The organism is Anaerolineae bacterium, assembly GCA_013178015.1.
Classification (GTDB): domain Bacteria; phylum Chloroflexota; class Anaerolineae; order DRVO01; family DRVO01; genus Ch71.
This window is the reverse complement of record JABLXR010000017.1, coordinates 16143-31567: the sequence shown is the minus strand read 5'-3', so window position 1 is coordinate 31567 and position 15425 is coordinate 16143. Positions and strand designations below refer to the sequence as shown.

The following is a 15425-nucleotide window of genomic DNA, read 5'->3' as shown; positions in this document are numbered from 1 at the left end:
GGGCATAATCATTGCCATGTGTGCCCACTTGTTCCCGCAGAGCGCAGGCTTCCTGCCCTACAGGGCTAACCTGACTCCCCCAGTCCCCTCCCTGTGCAGGGAGGGGAGCGGACCTCCCCTCTCCGCGTAGGAGAGAGGCCGGAGGTGAGGTCCTCCCTCCCTCCTGTCTCCTCCACTCCTTTATTCCTTCCCTCCTGCGTTCCCTGTGCAGGAAGGGGAGCGGACCTCCCCTCTCCGCGTAGGAGTCGGGGGCGAGGTTCTTCTTCCCTCCTGTCTCCTCCACTCCTCTACTCCTTTACTCCTTCCCTCCTTCCCTCCTGCCTCCTTCCTTGCGCAGGCGCCGCGATGCCATAAGATTCACGGGAGCGCGCCAATGCACTGTGAGAGGTGAGTCATGAGCCAGCGGATCGCCAAAGCCATTGTGCCAGCCGCCGGTCTGGGTACTCGTATGTTGCCCGCCACGAAGTCGCAGCCCAAGGAGATGCTGCCCGTGGCGCGCAAGCCGGTTGTGCAGTACGTGGTGGAGGAGCTCCAGGGCGCGGGGCTGGACCAGATCCTCATCATCACCGGGCGGCGCAAGCGGGCCATCGAGGACCACTTCGATCCTGATCCTTTCCTTCTTTCCACTCTGGAGCAGGCTGGCAACGAGCCGCTCCTGGCCGAACTGACGAACATGCAGACCCGCTCCCGCTTCTTCTACACCAGCCAGAGCAGCCCCCGAGGCCTGGGCGACGCCATCGCCCTGGGAGCGGAGTTCGCCGATGGCGAGAACTGCGTCGTCGCCCTGGGCGACTCTCTCATCGCCGGCGACAACCCATCTGGGCCCCTGCGGGACATGATGCAGGCGCATCGCGACCTTAAGGCAGCCGCTGTCGTGGCGGTGGAGGAGGTACCTGCGGAAGAGACCTTCCGCTATGGCATCGTTAGCCCCAAGGTGGCCGACGTCCCGGTGTCTGAGCCCGTACTCATGGACGACATCGTGGAGAAGCCGCCCCGAGGCACAGCCCCCAGTAACCTAGCTGTGGCGGCTCGTTACGTCTTCAGCCCGGCGATCTTCGAGGTGCTGCCCAGGGTACTGCCCGATCGCCGGGGCGAGATCCAGCTGACGGACGGGATACGCCTCCTGGTGCAGATGGGGCTGCCTGTCTACGCCTGGTTGCTGCCGCCGGAGCATCGCCGCTACGATGTCGGCAACTTCGAGAGCTACTTCCGCACCTTCATAGATTTCGCCCTGGCCGATGAGCGCTACGGCTACATGGTCCGTCAGTACATCAAGGCCAAGGCCTATGAGCTCTAGGCGCAAGCTGGTTTGCTCGGCGCCCGGCCGGGCGGGCATCATCGGGAACCCGACGGACATGTACGGGGGCTCGGTGCTCTCCTGCTCGGTAGGTATGCGGGCCTGGGTCACTGTCACCCCGGCCGACGCCCCGGTATTCTGCACCAACGAGCAAGAGTGCGTATTGGCTCGGCGGGAGGACTTGCGGCCCCAGGGAGACTACTTCGACATCCCCCGCGCCATCATGGACTACCTCCGCCTGCCCCGGCTGCGCTGCCGGGTGGAGTACCGCAGCGAACTCCCGGTAGGGAGCGGGATGTCCAGCTCTACCGCTCTACTGGTGGCCATGCTGCACGCCATCCTCACTTGGGAGGGGCAGCCCCGGGGATACTATCAGTTGGCGGAGATGGCCCGCTACATCGAGCTTAACCACCTGAAGATCGTGGGAGGCTACCAGGACGCCTACATGTGCACCTTCGGTGGGCTCAACTATATGGACTTCCGCGGCAAGCAGTTCTACCGCGAGACCGAGGCTGAGCTCTTCGCCACGGTGGAGCCCCTTTCCAGCTACGTGCCCGCGCTTCCCTTCTTGCTGGCCTTCACCGGAGTGCACCATTCGTCCAACCGGGTGCACAAACCTCTGCGCGAGCGCTGGCTGGAGGGCGACCCCGAGGTGCGCTCCGGCTACGAGCGGATCACCGAGCTGGCCCGGGCGGGGAAGAAGGCCCTGCTGCTGCAGGACTGGGACTCGCTGGCCCGGCTCATGAACGAGAACCACGCCATCCAGCGCCAGCTGGGAGGTTCGGGCGAGGCGAACGAGGCCTTGATCTCGGCCGCGCTGGACGCCGGTGCCCCAGCGGCCAAGCTGGCCGGCGCCGGCGATGGGGGTACCATCATTATACTCTGGCCTTACCCAGACATGGCCCACTTGGAGAAGGCAATGCTCCAGGCCGGGGCCAGCGCCACCTATCACCTACAGATCGCCCCCGGTGCCATCATCGAGAGCGACGGTCCTGCCGACGATTGACCCTGCCGCACCGTGCTTGTGGGAGCAGGACCCCGGAGCTCTCCTGGCGATGGGTACGGCCGGAGGGCAGGGACTAGCGCCACAGCAGAGCGGTGCCCTAGCGCTCTCACCCCTATGGCGACCCTGTCTGTTCCAGGGGCAGGGCCCGCGCTTGCCCTCTGGCTTGTAGAGAGCGGCCTCCTCCACTAACTTGAGCGGAAGGCGCTCGCGGGTACCGGGCGCGCATGAACGTTGTCGGATCGGATGATCGTCTTGTTAGGCATGGAGTTAGGGCATGAATGCCAAGTCGCTGTTCTCGCTGCTGAAGGACACCTACCGCGAGTGGAGTGAGGACAACGCCTCGATGAGGGCAGCGGCGATGTCCTACTACACAGCCTTCTCGCTCGCGCCCCTGCTCGTCATTGCCATCGCTATCGCGGGTATCTTCCTGGGCAGGGAGTCGGTACAGGACCGGCTGCTGGCTCAGGCCCGAGAGGTAATCGGATCGGAGGCTGCCGGCCTAGTGGAGACGATGGTGGAGCGCTCCGATGCGCTCAGAGGCGCCTCCGGCCTCATCGCCTCCGCCATTGCCCTGGCGACGCTCCTGCTGGGCGCGGCCGGAGTGTTTCAGCAACTGCGGCAGGCCCTTAACCACATGTGGGGCGTGGCGCAGCCGCGAAGAGGTGGGATCGTAGGTGTGATCAAGCAGCGGCTCTTCGCCTTTGCCCTGGTCCTGGGGGCCGGCTCTCTGCTGCTGCTCACTCTGGTGGCCAGCGCGGCGCTCTCGCTGCTGACGGCCCGATTGCAGAACCTGGTCCCCGGGGCCGAGGCCATCTGGCAGATAGGCAGCCTGGTGCTCTCCTTCGGGCTGGTGACGCTGCTGTTCGCCCTGCTGTATAAACTGGTCCCTGATGCTGAGGTTGCCTGGGGCGACGTCTGGGTGGGAGCGGCCTTCACCGCCCTGCTCTTCATCGTAGGCCAGTATCTCATCGGGCTCTACCTGGGCCGGGCAAGCGTAGCTTCGGCTTTCGGGGCGGCAGGCTCCTTGATCATTCTGCTGCTGTGGATCTACTACTCCGCTCAGATTCTCTTCTTCGGGGCGGAGTTCACTCAGGTGTACGCCGCCCGACGCGGGTCCCGGGCCAACCCGGACGCGGGCGCCTGACGGGGGCTGACCGCATTCGGGGCCCACGGCGCCCGAGAAGATCGCCCCTCGGGAAGTGCGGATCACCAGGTGGTGGGTATGTCAACCACGCGGCCCTCCTCCATGGCCACGTCGGCGCGGAAGCCGATCAGGTGGCCGCGGATGGAGTCCTCGAGGCTGGTGCAGGAGATGGAGGGCGTCTCGCCCCGGACGAACCGGATGAAGTCCGCCGCCAGGCGGGCGTCGCCCCCGGCGTGCCCGCCAAAGGCGCCGTCCATGTCGCCTTTCACATCCACCTCGACCACTTCCTCGGAGTACTCGTGCCCGGGGCGGGGGTCAATATGCCGGACGACGAAACGGCTGTCGTGGAGAACGCCCTGCAGTTCGCCGATGGTGCCTACCAGGTGCATGGCCCGCATGGGCTTGGAGGCTCCGCCCACCATGTTGTGGGTGGCGGTGCAACCGTCCTCGAACTCGATCATGACCGACTGGTGGTCTACCACATCGTTGTCGCACTTCCAGACGCAACGGCCGAAGGGGTTGTCTGTCTTGAGGGAGTGGATCTTGTCCTCGATGGTAGGGTTTTCCATCTCCTCCAACCCGGCCCAGACGTAGAAGCTCCAACGCTGGGGGTGGTCTATGTGGTGCTTGCGGGCCGAGTAGAGACAGTCGGCCTCGATGGGGCAGTCCACCAGGCAGCGGGTGCCCGCTCCCGGTGGGGCCTTCTCCGGGCGGAACTGCATGTTGCTGCCGAAGCTGCTCACCCGCACGGGGGCGATGCCGCTCTTCATCCAGGTGATGAAGTCGAGGTCGTGGCAGCACTTGGCCATGAGCATGGGTGAGCCGCACACGTCCTTACGGTTCCACTTGCCCCGCACGTATCCCACCACCATGTGGTGGTAGCTGACGTGCTCCAGCGTCTGGACGCTGATGATCTCGCCGATGTCGCCCCGCGCCACCCGCTGCCGCATAGCGGTGGCGAAAGGGGCGTAGCGCATCACGTGGCAGATCATCACCTTACGCCCATGCCGGCGCGCCGTCCGCACCAGGTCCCACATCTCTTCTTCGTTGGTGGCGAAAGGCTTCTCCAGCAGGATGTCATAGCCAGCCTCCAGCAAGGGCAGGGAAGTGGGCACGTGCTGGTGATCCATGGTGCCGTTGATGACGGCGTCGGCCATCCTGGGCCGGGCGGCCAGTTGTTCGGCCGTCTCGAAGCACTGGTCCGGCCGGAGCCCGTAGAGGTCGGCGACCTGACGGCGTCGGTACTCGAGAGGGTCGGCGACTCCGACGATCTGGAGTTCATCCGGCCGGTGGCGGGAATAGGCGGCGTACGTCAGCGCCCGATGGCCGGCGCCCACGATTACCGCGGTGACTGGCTGGCTCATGTGTCCTCCCCTCGGGTGGGCCCGGGCTGGGGTGGCGGAGGTCGGGCCCGGGCTGGGGTGGAGATTAGCCCAGGGGGCCGGTCGTGACAACTTCGGCAGGTAGCGAAGGTTCGCCGCGTCGCCTGGGAGTTCGCGCTGTCGCCGCGCGTCTGCCCACGGAAGCCCCGAGGTCGCTTCGTGCGTGGGCGCGCGCACTCCTCGGGGGCTGCTGGCTCTTCCCCTCGAGGAGTCCGCGCCCCCAGGCGCGGCGGCGCTCGGACGAAGGCGTCTCTCGCCAGCGCCCCTTCGCGCGTGGGCGCGCGAACTCCTCGGGAGATAGCGAGGCGCGGAGGCGGGAGGAGGGCAAGCCGGCCCGATCCCTTCGTTCAGGGTAGGCTCGTGACTGAGGGCGGCGTGACGAGAGAGTTGGCGGGGCACGGCGCCTAGGGTTCTCACCTCGAGAGGGTCCTGGCTTGTGCCTGGTTCCCCAACGGCTAGAATCGTTGCTAGAGAGGCGGCCGGGAAGCAGGGCCCACCGGCCAGAAGGTCGTTGTGGGTTGGAGTTGGAGGTGAGTGATGCCGAGCGTGATAGAGCGGCTGCTGCAGTCGGACGACCCGGCCGTTCGGGTCAAGACGCAAGTGCTGGTGCTGGGGGCCGATCCCTATTCCTGGGACAGCATGGTGAAGCGCCGGGAGATTGTCTCCTCGCCTCGGGTACAGGCGTTGCTCTCGGAAAGAGATGAGGAGGGACGGATCCCGCATCATCCCTATAGGAAGTGGTACGGTGCCCACTGGGTCTTGGCCCAGCTGGCCGATCTGGGATACCCGCCGGGCGATGACTCCCTGCTGCCCTTGCGAGACCAGGTCTATGAGTGGCTGTTCTCCGAGAGGCACGAGAAGAGCATCAAGGAGATCAACGGACGGGTGCGACGGTGTGCCTCCCAGGAGGGCAACGCGCTCTACTACCTGCTGGCTCTGGGCCTAGCGGATAGCCGCACCGAGGAGTTAGCCCAGCGTCTGATGAAGTGGCAGTGGCACGACGGCGGATGGAACTGCGACAAGCGCCCCGAGGCCACCAACTCGTCTTTCATGGAGACTCTCATTCCCCTGCGCGGCCTGGCCTGGCACAGTAAGCTGACCGGCAGCGGCAAGCCGATGCAGTCGGCGCTAAGGGCTGCCAACATCTTCCTGAAGCGAAGGCTGTTCCGACGTCAGAGCGACGGCAGCGTGATCAGCCCCGGCTTCGTGCAACTGCACTACCCCTGCTACTGGCACTATGACATCCTCTTCGGCCTCAAGGTGCTGGCCGAAGCGGGACTCATCCGCGACCGACGCTGTGACGAGGCGCTGGACTTGCTGCAGTCGAAGCAGCTGGAGGACGGCGGCTTCCCGGCGGAGGCCAAGTACTACACCGTCAGCGAGTCAAACCAGTCGGGCAGTTCCCGGGCGGACTGGGGCGGTGCCGACAAGAGGCGGATGAACGAGTTCGTCACGGCGGACGCACTCTATGTCCTCAGGGCCGCCGGGCGCTACCGGCCCCCGTTGGCTCAGGTAGACTAACCAGGGTCAGTAGCATCGGAGGAGCGGATATGGACGAGGAAGGAGTCGTGGGCGAGCACAGGTCGGTGGAGGCGGAGCGGACCGACTCCTGGCAGGAGGTGGGCGAGCAGTTTCGGCTTGCGGGGCGTCGCATGGCCCAGGCACTCCGGGCGGCGTGGGAGAGCGAGGCCAACCGCCGGGGCATGCAGACTCTGGAGGAGAGCTTGGAATCGCTCTCCCGGGACGTAGGGCAGATCGCCAAGGAGGTGGCGTCGACCCCGGAAGCGGAGCAGGTGCGAGTCTCGGTGGAGAAGGTAGCGCAGACGGCGCGCGCGGCCGGCAGCCAGGCCCTGGATGAGCTTCGCCCGCGCTTGGTAGCGGCGCTCCGGCAGCTCAACGCTGAGTTGGATGCCCTCATCCAACGCCTGGAGGCGAAGGAGCAGAGGCCGCCACTAGCCGAGCGCATCCCGATCGAGGGGCCGCCGGGAGATGCCCCGGTGGCACCGGTACAGGCAGTGAAAGCCCCGGGGGAGGAGGCGCAGGGGGCTCCCCCCGAGGAGCAGCCGAGCGCTCCGGTGCGCGCACGGGTGCGCCGGGGCCGCCCGATCGCGGAAGTAGACCAAGCCCCCTGGTGGTCGGTCTGGACCAGGCGGGCATAGAACACAGAGCAGACGCGGAGGCAAGGAGGTCACGATGCAATGGGAGCAGATGACGGCGCCCGAACTGGGCCGGGCCGCTCGGGAGGTGAGCGTGTGCGTGGTGGCCATGGGAGTGCTGGAGCGGCATAGCGATCACCTTCCCCTGGGCACGGATTACCTCAACGCTCACCGGATCGCCAGCCTGGCGGCCGAGAAGGAGCCGGCGGTGGTGTTCCCGCCCTTCTACTTCGGGCAGATCTATGAAGCGAGGGCCTTCCCCGGGGCGGTGACGCTGAGGCCTACCCTGCTCTTGGATCTAGTGCAGAGCGTCTTCGACGAGATCGGCCGCAACGGGTTCGGCAAGATCATCGCCTTCAACGGGCACGGCGGCAACACTCACTTCGTCCGCTTCCTGGCGCAGGCCAGCCTGTGGGAGGAGAAGGGTTACAGCCTGTATGCTCCCAGCATGCGGCTTACCCCGGAGCGAGAGGAGCGCTGGAGAGCCATCCGCGAGACCACGGAGGACGGACACGCGGGGGAGCAGGAGACCAGCGTGTCGTTGGCCAACCACGCCCACCTAGTGCGCAGCGAGCGGATCCCGGATGAGCCCGGGCATGCCCGGGGACGATTGGCCCATCTGGGAGATGCTTTCACTGGCATCGGCTGGTACTCCAACTACCCCGAGCACTATGCCGGGGATGCTCGCTTCGCTTCGAGGGAGAAGGGCGAGATCCTGGTGGACATGGCGGTGGACACGCTGGCGGAGTTCATCGCCGCCGTCAAGGCGGATCAGGTGGTGCCGGCGCTGGAGGAGGAGTTCTTCCGTCGCGAGCGAGGGCTGAGGGAGTGGTGAGTAGGGAGTGCCACTGGGTGAGCCACACAACTACTCACCACTTACTACTCACCACTTACAGGAGAGACACCCATGAAGCGTAAGTTGCTATCGTTTCCGGTAATCATCGGCGCGATTCTGGGGTTCCTTGGCATGCCGCGGGTCAAGTCGGCCCGACAACCCAGTCGCGAAGGGATCGAGGGGCAGAGGTTGGTCGAGGCCTACGACCAGGTGGCCAGGCTTCCCCAGCTCCAGGCTTTGCGGCAGCTGGTGCTGAGGGAACTGGAGCACTTCGGTCCCATGGGCACGCTGGTGGATGTGGGCAGCGGCCCCGGACATCTCTTGATGGACATCGCGCGCGCCCATCCCAACTTGAAGCTCATCGGGGTGGAACCCTCCGCCGACATGGTCGAGCTGGCCCGGCGTAACGCTGAGAGGGAAGGGCTCGGTGAGCGAATCGAGTTCCGTGCCGGAGATGCCCACAATCTCCCGTTCGAGGACGAGAGCGTGGACTTCGTGGTCAGCTCGCTCTCGCTGCACCACTGGTCTGCCCCTAACGCGGGCCTACAAGAGATACATCGAGTGCTCAAGCCTGGCGGGCAGCTTCTGATCTTCGATACTCGGCGCGACCCGCGACGGATCTTCTACTGGGGCGTGCTGTTCGCCCGGCAGTTCGTCGTACCCGGGCCCCTGCGCGAGATCGAAGAGCCCACCGGTTCCATCCTGGCGAGCTACACGCCCATGGAGGTCTCGTCCATGCTGGAGGAGTCCCCCTTCCACGTGCGCCGGATCCGATCTGGGCCGGGTTGGATCTTCATTTGGGCTCGCAAGGACTGGTAAGCACCGGGCCGAGAACTAGTTTTCCCGGCCGGCCGGGAGGGGGCCCTTGCCTGAAGACCTGTACGAAGGCTTCGCCGAGCGGTACGATCTCTTCCTGGGGGAGTTCGGGGTCCACGATGAGGTTGTGGTTTCGTTCTACCGGCGCCTGTTCCAGGAGCACAAGGTCCATCGCCTCCTGGACTGCGCCTGCGGCACGGGCCACGACTTGACCCTGTTCCTGCAGCTGGGCTGCGATGTGGTAGGGTCCGACATCTCCCCCTCCATGCTGGCCCAGGCCAGGCGCAACCTGGACGGGGCAGGGCTAGAGGTACCGCTACATCGGGTGGACTACCGCCACCTGCCCGAGTACTTCGGCTGCCCCTTTGACGCAGTGGTCTGCCTGTCCAGCTCCATATTGCACCTGCCGGACGAGGACGAGGCGGGCAAGGCCTTTCGCAGCATGCGCGACGTGTTGCGCCCGGGCGGCATTCTGGTGCTCACCCAGGGCACCAGCGACCGGCAGTGGCGGGAGAAGCCCCGCTTCCTTCTGGCGCTGGACACGCCCGAGGTAACCCGGCTGTTCGTCATTGACTACGAGGGCCAGGGGGCGTGCTACAACATAGTGGACGTGGACCACAGGCGGCCTGGGGGAGAACTCAAGGTGTGGAGCACCGACTACCCTCGGGTTCTGCTCCGCGATGACTACGCGCGCCTGTTGGACGAAGCCGGCTTTGCCGCGGTCCACTTCTATGGCGGATACGGCTTCCAGCCCTACGACCGGAACGAGAGCCGCCGGCTGATTGTGGTGGCGGAGCGCGGGTGAGGGAGGTCTGCGTGCGTCTGAAGCGGTTTGATAGGGGGTCGGATTTCTACGAGCGCGCGAAGCCGTTCCTGCTGAAGCGGGAGGCGGAGCACAACCTGATCCTCGGCATCGCGGCCGGCATCGCCAGCGGAGCGGAGTGGGTACATCCACCACCGTACCTGGCCCTGGTGGAAGAGGAAGACGAGCCGGTGGCGGCGGCGGTCATGACCCCGCCGCATAACCTGATCCTCTCCGACACGGACTACCAGGAGGCGTTGACGCTGTTCGCCTCCGACCTCCTGGCGGGGGGCTGGGAGCCTCCTGGAGTGACGGGGCCGGTTGAGCTGGCCCGAGCTTTCGCCGACATTTGGCGGGAGCGAACGGGGAGGAGCTACAACGTCAGGATGGCCCAGCGTATCTTCAAGCTGGAGCGAGTCCGCCCTCCTGAGGGAGTGCCCGGACAGCTGCGGCGGGCCACCGAGTCGGACCGTCCTCTGTTGCGCCGGTGGTTCTACGGCTTCGATCGGGAGGCAGCGGGAGGTGTGGGAGACCCCGACAGGAGCCTCGATCGCTTCCTGACGTCTGGGTCGCGTGGCCTCTACCTCTGGGAGGACGGAGAGCCGGTTTCCATGGCCGGGTGCACCGGCCCGACGCCTCACGGCATGCGCATCGGGGCGGTCTACACCCCGCCCGAGAAGCGGCGCCGGGGCTACGCCAGCGCCTGCGTGGCCGCCGTAAGTCAGCTGGTGCTCGACAGCGGGCGGCAGTTCTGCTTCCTCTACACCGACCTCGCTAACCCCACCTCGAACCACATCTACCGGGAGATCGGATACGAACCGGTGGCGGATTCGGTAGAGTTGCGGTTCGAGGCCGGCAGTTGACCGCGCTGAGCCAGCCGATGGACTGGTTCGACCCCGGTGACGACGTCATCGTGGACCCGTGGGTGGACGGGCCGCGCCACCGAGCCGCCCCCTGCCTTGCGACGAGGAGAGCTCTCAAGGCCTTCTCGGCTGCGTGCTTAGCACTGAAGGCTGCGATGCCCGGGGCGACTCTCTCGTCGCCGGCGAGGCGAGCTACCGCCAGGTCGTCACGGGCATGCCTGAGCCAATCCCGCGCTAGCTCCGCGGCAGCCTCGCGCGATTCACCTGGCATATAGCACCTTGCCCTCTCGCAGGGCGGTTCGCGTCACGGTGCCCACCAGGTCTCCGTAGGTCTCCAGGAATCGCGCGTTCACGGCGACCACATCGACCGGAACCTCCAGGTCGGCGAGGACGCGGTAGGCTTTGTCCTCGGCCAGGCCCACGGATTGCTCGTCGCGCAGGACCACCAAGAGGTCAATGTCGCTCTCCGGGCCGGCATCCGATCGAGCCTGCGAACCGAATATGATGATACGCTCAGGGTTGAGGCAGGCGACGAGGCGAGTGACTGCCTCCCGCAGTGCAGCGGCTACCCCAGTTCTGTCTCGCTCGCTAGCCATTCTTCCTCGATGCGAGGTAGGTGTTCAACGCAAGTATACACGACAGCGTGCCGGTTGTCGCCCCGCCTACCACCACGCGCCTTCCGGCCGGCACGTGGGGTGGAGCCGGGCCCGGTTCCCGGCAACGCGAGTGTCTGTGGGGACGGGGCAGCGCCAGCCGTCGCCCGGCCTCAGCTAAGGTACCGGCGCAGCAGCTCTGCCCGATCTAGGCGTCCCAGCTGGAGGTAGGCCCGACACTCGTACTCCAGGGGAAGTACGGGTAGTCGCAGGCCGCCCGCGGTCACCCAGCGCCGGAGCCGGGGGATGTCTGGCGGCGGTCGCCAGGTGCCGTCGGGCAGCAGGACTTCCACGTCTCCCATGATCTCCACGCGCACTCCGGCCAGGATGGCGCGGCCGAAATGGGAGCGGATGCGTCCGCTAGAGGAGAAGGCGACCGGCTCCACCATGTACTCCTTCAGGGCTGCCTCGATGGCGTGGGCCCCGGCTGCATCCGCCTGCAGGTCTATGTCGTGCGGCTGCAGGGGAAGGCCCTGGGCGGCGAAGGCGGTGCTGTCGGTGAGCACCCAGTTGATGGCGGCACCCTCTAGCCGGGAGCACACGGTGCGCAGAGCCTTCAGATGCGGCTCGCCCAGCACCGACCTACTTCCGGGCCACCGCGAAGACGCGCATCTCGGCTTCGGGATCCTCGACGGGGGTGAGGAGGTCGGCCTGACTGGAGAAGTAGGCGTCGCGCCAGCCCACCTCCAGCAGCAGCTCCGCCACGCGCTCCAGCGGGAAGGCGGTATTGTAGACCACCTCGTCGAAGCGCTCGTAGCGACGGGGCCCCACCGGGGCGAAGCCGGACAGCCGAATGAGGGCGCGACGACCGGCCTCGTCGTAGATGCCTCGAGTGACGATCATGGCCTCCTCGTTGTCGGTGACGCTGATCCCGCCCCAGTGGCGCCGCAGGCCCATCTCGGTGTTAAGGTCGAAGATGAAGGTGCCGCCGGGGAGGAGAGCGTCATAGACCGAGCGGAAGCATCCGGCTAGCGCTTCTTCGTCGGGCAGGTGGTTGAGGGCATCGTAGGTGGATGCGGCCAGGCCGAAGCTCTCCTTGAGCCTGAACGAAGAGGCGTCGGCCCGTAGGAACCGAGCCTGGCCGCTCGCTACGTGATCGCGGTTGTTCTCCCGAGCGTACTTCAGCATGGCTGGCGACAGGTCCACGCCAGTGACCCTATAGCCGCGCTCCAGGAAGTACCGCGCCAGCTGGCCGGTGCCGCAGCACACATCGAGGAGGCTCTTCTCCCTCTGGCCCAACTCGGTGCCGGCGTAGAGAGCCTCGATACGAGGCGCCAGCTGCCGGGCGAACCCTCCCCAGTGCTGGTTGTAGACTCGAGCGAAGGCGGCGCCGTACGCCTGCATGGGTCCCTCCTGGTCGAGTATACTGACTGGTGAGGCAGCGGTCGAGGTGTCTGCCGGGGTGGGGCGGAGAGGTGACTCCTGCCTATGCTGCCGGCGCCTGAGCGACCGGCGGGCCCGGTGGTGCATTCCGCTTTGGGGGTGCGATGGGCAGACGGCTACGCTTGGTTCTGATTCTGGGGACGGGTGCGGTCCTGGTGCTGCTCGTGGCCGGGGCTGCCTACGCTGGGGTGCTGGACCTCGTCTTCCCGGAGTCGCACGTACTGATCGAGCGGCTGATGGGCGAGACTTCGGAGCGCCGGCTGGCATCCTACCTGGGAGCGGTCAACCGGCAGGACCGGCCGGCGGCTCTGGCCGCCTGGCCCCTCCGGGATGGTGCTGCCCTCGAGTTACAGGAGCGCCGGGAATCCGTAACCGATGAGCTACTGGCGATGGCTCCCGGGTTGCGGTATCAGATCCATGGGGTGGAGTGGTGGCGGAACTGCTGCGAGCCCGGCCCCATCTCCTCGCCGGAACACGCGGGGGTGGCCCGCCTGCACGTAACCGTGGTCGGCGGTGACGACTCGCGCCTGCACTTCTACACCTTCGACGTGGGCACAGCGGGACCCTACTGGGGAGCCGCCGGAGGCAACCCGATCCGGCGGTGGAGGCTCTTGGACGTGTACCGCGATAGCGACCAGCCCTTGGCCTTTCCCTGGCCGCGGCCGCAAAGCCGGGAGGGGACGGGCCCGTGACGGCATCTGTGCCCACTGCCCTGCCAGGCGGGCAAGGAACCCACGCGACAGAAGCCGACCCCGTCTTGAGGCAACTGGCGCACGACCTGGGTGAGCGGGTCAAGGAGCTGGACTGCCTCTACGCCATCTCCCGCCTCACTCTGGTTCCCGGAATCTCGCTGCCGGGCATTTTCGAGGGCACGGTGAAGTTGATCCCCCGGGCCTGGCAGTACCCCGACGTCACCTGCGCCCGGATCATCTACCGGGATCAGGTCTTCGCCAGCGCGAACTTCCGAGACAGCCCCTGGAAGCAAGTGAGTGACATCGCCATCGGCGGGGAGAAGGTGGGCGCGGTGGAGGTGGCCTATCTGGAGGAGAGGCCTCCCAGCGATGAGGGACCATTCCTGCTGGCCGAGAGGCGGTTGCTGGACGCGGTGGCCGAGCGTCTGACGGAGGCCATACAGCACAAACAGGCCCAGGAAGCTCTGGAGGCGAGCGAGGCCAAGTTCCGCAGTATGGTGCAGCAGTCGCCTGACGGCATCTACCTGACCGACACCCAAGGTCGGATAGCGGAGTGGAACCGGGCTCTGGAGGGCATCTACGGCTTGGCCGCGTCCGAGACCCGAGGGCGCCCGCTGTGGGAGGTGCAGCACCGGGCCCTGCCAGAGGAGCAGCGTACTGCGGCGGCTCTGGCGGCGCTGGAGAAGGCGGTGACGGAGGCCCTGCGGGACCGGGCCGCCCCCTGGCTTCACGAGCTCCAGGAGCAGGAGATCGAGTTGCCCGACGGCAAGCGCCGTCTGGTGCAGTCTATCGCCTACCTGGTCCGAACCGGGGAGGCGGTCAGCATCGCCTGCAGCGTCCGGGACGTGACCGACCTTAGGCGCATGGAGGTAGCGTTGCGCCTGACGGAGGACCGGATGCGTCTGCTGGCCGATCACGTCACCGAGTCGGTGGTGTACCGGTACCGCTTGGTTCCCCAGCCAGGGTTCGATTACCTAAGCCCGTCGGTGCGGTCGGTCACTGGCTTCGCCCCGGAGGAGTTCGAGGCCGGGCTGGATCGGTTTCTGGACAATGTAGTGGAGGAGGACCGGTTGGTGGCCGAGGCCATGGCGCGCTCCCCGGAGACTCTTCGGGGGCCGGTGGCCTTGCGGTGGAGGCGCAAGGACGGCACGGTGATCTGGTTGGAGCAGAGGCAGGTCCCTATCCTGGGTCCCTCGGGGGAGGTGGTGGCGGTCGAAGGGGTGCTCAGCGACGTGACCGACCGCCGTCGCGCTCAAGAGGCCTTGCGCCAGAGCGAGCGACAGCAAGAGCTGATCCTGGGAGCGGCGCCGGTGGCACTCTTCCGGAAGAAGGCCCGACCCCCGTTCCCCACCTTGTGGGCGAGCGACAAGGTCCGGTCGGTGACCGGTTATCCGCCCGACCGTTTCGCCCGGGAAGGGAGCTTCTGGCTCTCTCGGCTGCACCCGGAGGATAGAGAGGGCGTGCTGGCCCAGTATCAGCGGGCGCTACACCTGGGTTCGGTGTCCTTCGAGTATCGTTGGCGCTGCGCCGATGACGCCTACCACCGCTTCCTGAATCGGGCGGTGCTGGAGCAGGGCGAGTTGCTGGTGAGCTGCATTGACGTGAGCGAGCGCACCCGCCCGGCCGGGTGGCCGGCGAGGCCGGCTGCCCCCAGCGAAGATTCGGGCGGGCCGGCACCTGCTTGGAGCGGCTGGCGCCGCCTGACGGTGATGATGCCGGCCACCGAGGGCGCCACTGCCCGCCGTCCGGCACGCTGCCCTTACTGTGGGAGCGAGCTGCTGCGGCGCCACCAGACGGTGTCCCGCCTCCTTGCCGGACGACGGAGCAGCGTGGAAGTGGTCCGCTACCGGTGCCGAGCCTGCGACCGCACCTTCTCCCACCGCCCGCCCGGGGTGAGTCGCAGCCGCCAGGCGGGCGAGACGCGGGCCCTGGTCTCCGCTCTGTACGGCCTTGGCCTCAGCCTGGGCAAGATCACCGGTCTCCTGGGCGAGGCGGGGCTGAAGCTATCTCGCTCTTCGGCCTGGCGCATGGGACGGGCCCAGGGAGAGGAGATGCGCCAAAGCCGACCTCGGAACGTGAGCTGCCTTCTTCCCTACGAGGACTGCCCCGCGGGCGATGAGTTGGTGATCGTGGAAAGCGTCAACCCGGGTGATGGGAGGCGCCGAGCGTCCATGGGCCTGCTCCTGTGGGGCCGCGACGATGGGGTGTACCGCTGGCTCAGGGAGCACCTGGAGCGGCTGGGCGCTAGCGTGAGCGAATGACAACGCCAGGAATTCGCCCGGCCATCCGGAGACGCGAGCCTCACCTCTAGCCACGTGATATGGCACAGTCGTCGCTCTTGGCCACGGTATATGAGACACTCTCGCCCGCGTGGGAGGGCAGGAGTGGTACAATGG

At 66.7% G+C, this 15425-nt stretch carries 16 protein-coding genes; 11 read left to right on the top strand and 5 right to left on the bottom strand.

Annotated features, from left to right (window positions below):
* Positions 1-394: 394 nt before the first annotated feature.
* The 3 genes from HPY83_08150 (at position 395) to HPY83_08140 (ending at position 3447) form a co-directional block, all read left to right on the top strand.
* Positions 395-1297, top strand: coding sequence for a UTP--glucose-1-phosphate uridylyltransferase (locus HPY83_08150; protein NPV07918.1), 903 nt, complete (start codon positions 395-397; stop codon positions 1295-1297).
* Positions 1287-2303: a hypothetical protein gene (locus tag HPY83_08145; GenBank protein NPV07917.1), complete on the top strand. Its 1017-nt coding sequence runs from the start codon at positions 1287-1289 to the stop codon at positions 2301-2303. Before HPY83_08150 ends, HPY83_08145 begins: the two co-directional genes overlap by 11 nt.
* A 274-nt stretch (positions 2304-2577) precedes the next feature.
* Positions 2578-3447, top strand: coding sequence for a YihY/virulence factor BrkB family protein (locus HPY83_08140; protein ID NPV07916.1), 870 nt, complete (start codon positions 2578-2580; stop codon positions 3445-3447).
* A gap of 62 nt (positions 3448-3509) precedes the next feature.
* On the opposite strand, the gene HPY83_08135 is transcribed toward HPY83_08140, so the two are convergent.
* Complete coding sequence (locus HPY83_08135) at positions 3510-4811, bottom strand: Gfo/Idh/MocA family oxidoreductase (GenBank protein ID NPV07915.1); 1302 nt, start codon at positions 4809-4811, stop codon at positions 3510-3512.
* A gap of 555 nt (positions 4812-5366) precedes the next feature.
* Between HPY83_08135 and HPY83_08130 the strand changes: the two genes are divergently transcribed.
* From HPY83_08130 to HPY83_08105, 6 genes are all read left to right on the top strand, one after another.
* A complete protein-coding gene (locus HPY83_08130; protein ID NPV07914.1) occupies positions 5367-6350 on the top strand; it encodes a hypothetical protein in 984 nt (327 codons plus the stop codon).
* A gap of 29 nt (positions 6351-6379) precedes the next feature.
* Positions 6380-6988: a hypothetical protein gene (locus tag HPY83_08125; GenBank protein ID NPV07913.1), complete on the top strand. Its 609-nt coding sequence runs from the start codon at positions 6380-6382 to the stop codon at positions 6986-6988.
* Positions 6989-7022: 34 nt separating this feature from the next.
* The gene (locus tag HPY83_08120; GenBank protein ID NPV07912.1) at positions 7023-7820 is read left to right on the top strand and encodes a creatininase family protein; all 798 of its coding nucleotides are present in this window, start codon (positions 7023-7025) and stop codon (positions 7818-7820) included.
* Positions 7821-7892: 72 nt separating this feature from the next.
* Positions 7893-8639 (top strand): class I SAM-dependent methyltransferase, encoded by a 747-nt coding sequence (locus HPY83_08115; protein NPV07911.1) that lies wholly within the window; start codon positions 7893-7895, stop codon positions 8637-8639.
* A 46-nt stretch (positions 8640-8685) separates the two neighbouring features.
* A complete protein-coding gene (locus tag HPY83_08110) occupies positions 8686-9441 on the top strand; it encodes a class I SAM-dependent methyltransferase (GenBank protein NPV07910.1) in 756 nt (251 codons plus the stop codon).
* Positions 9442-9452: 11 nt separating this feature from the next.
* Positions 9453-10301, top strand: coding sequence for a GNAT family N-acetyltransferase (locus tag HPY83_08105; GenBank protein ID NPV07909.1), 849 nt, complete (start codon positions 9453-9455; stop codon positions 10299-10301).
* On the opposite strand, the gene HPY83_08100 is transcribed toward HPY83_08105, so the two are convergent.
* The 4 genes from HPY83_08100 to HPY83_08085 all read right to left on the bottom strand — a co-directional run bounded on the left by HPY83_08100 (position 10213) and on the right by HPY83_08085 (position 12298).
* On the bottom strand, positions 10213-10572 hold the full coding sequence (locus HPY83_08100) for a HEPN domain-containing protein (protein ID NPV07908.1): 360 nt from the start codon (positions 10570-10572) through the stop codon (positions 10213-10215). The genes HPY83_08105 and HPY83_08100 overlap by 89 nt on opposite strands.
* Positions 10562-10897, bottom strand: coding sequence for a nucleotidyltransferase domain-containing protein (locus tag HPY83_08095; GenBank protein ID NPV07907.1), 336 nt, complete (start codon positions 10895-10897; stop codon positions 10562-10564). The genes HPY83_08100 and HPY83_08095 overlap by 11 nt, the downstream gene beginning before the upstream one ends.
* Before the next feature lie 170 nt (positions 10898-11067).
* Positions 11068-11532: a hypothetical protein gene (locus HPY83_08090; GenBank protein NPV07906.1), complete on the bottom strand. Its 465-nt coding sequence runs from the start codon at positions 11530-11532 to the stop codon at positions 11068-11070.
* 4 nt (positions 11533-11536) lie between these two features.
* Positions 11537-12298 carry a class I SAM-dependent methyltransferase gene (locus tag HPY83_08085; GenBank protein ID NPV07905.1) on the bottom strand — a complete coding sequence of 254 codons (762 nt, stop codon included), beginning with the start codon at positions 12296-12298 and terminating at the stop codon, positions 11537-11539.
* 143 nt (positions 12299-12441) lie between these two features.
* On the opposite strand from HPY83_08085, the gene HPY83_08080 reads away from it, so the two are divergent.
* The gene (locus HPY83_08080) at positions 12442-13029 is read left to right on the top strand and encodes a hypothetical protein (protein NPV07904.1); all 588 of its coding nucleotides are present in this window, start codon (positions 12442-12444) and stop codon (positions 13027-13029) included.
* On the top strand, positions 13026-15290 hold the full coding sequence (locus HPY83_08075) for a PAS domain S-box protein (protein ID NPV07903.1): 2265 nt from the start codon (positions 13026-13028) through the stop codon (positions 15288-15290). Before HPY83_08080 ends, HPY83_08075 begins: the two co-directional genes overlap by 4 nt.
* The last annotated feature ends 135 nt before the right edge of the window (positions 15291-15425 follow it).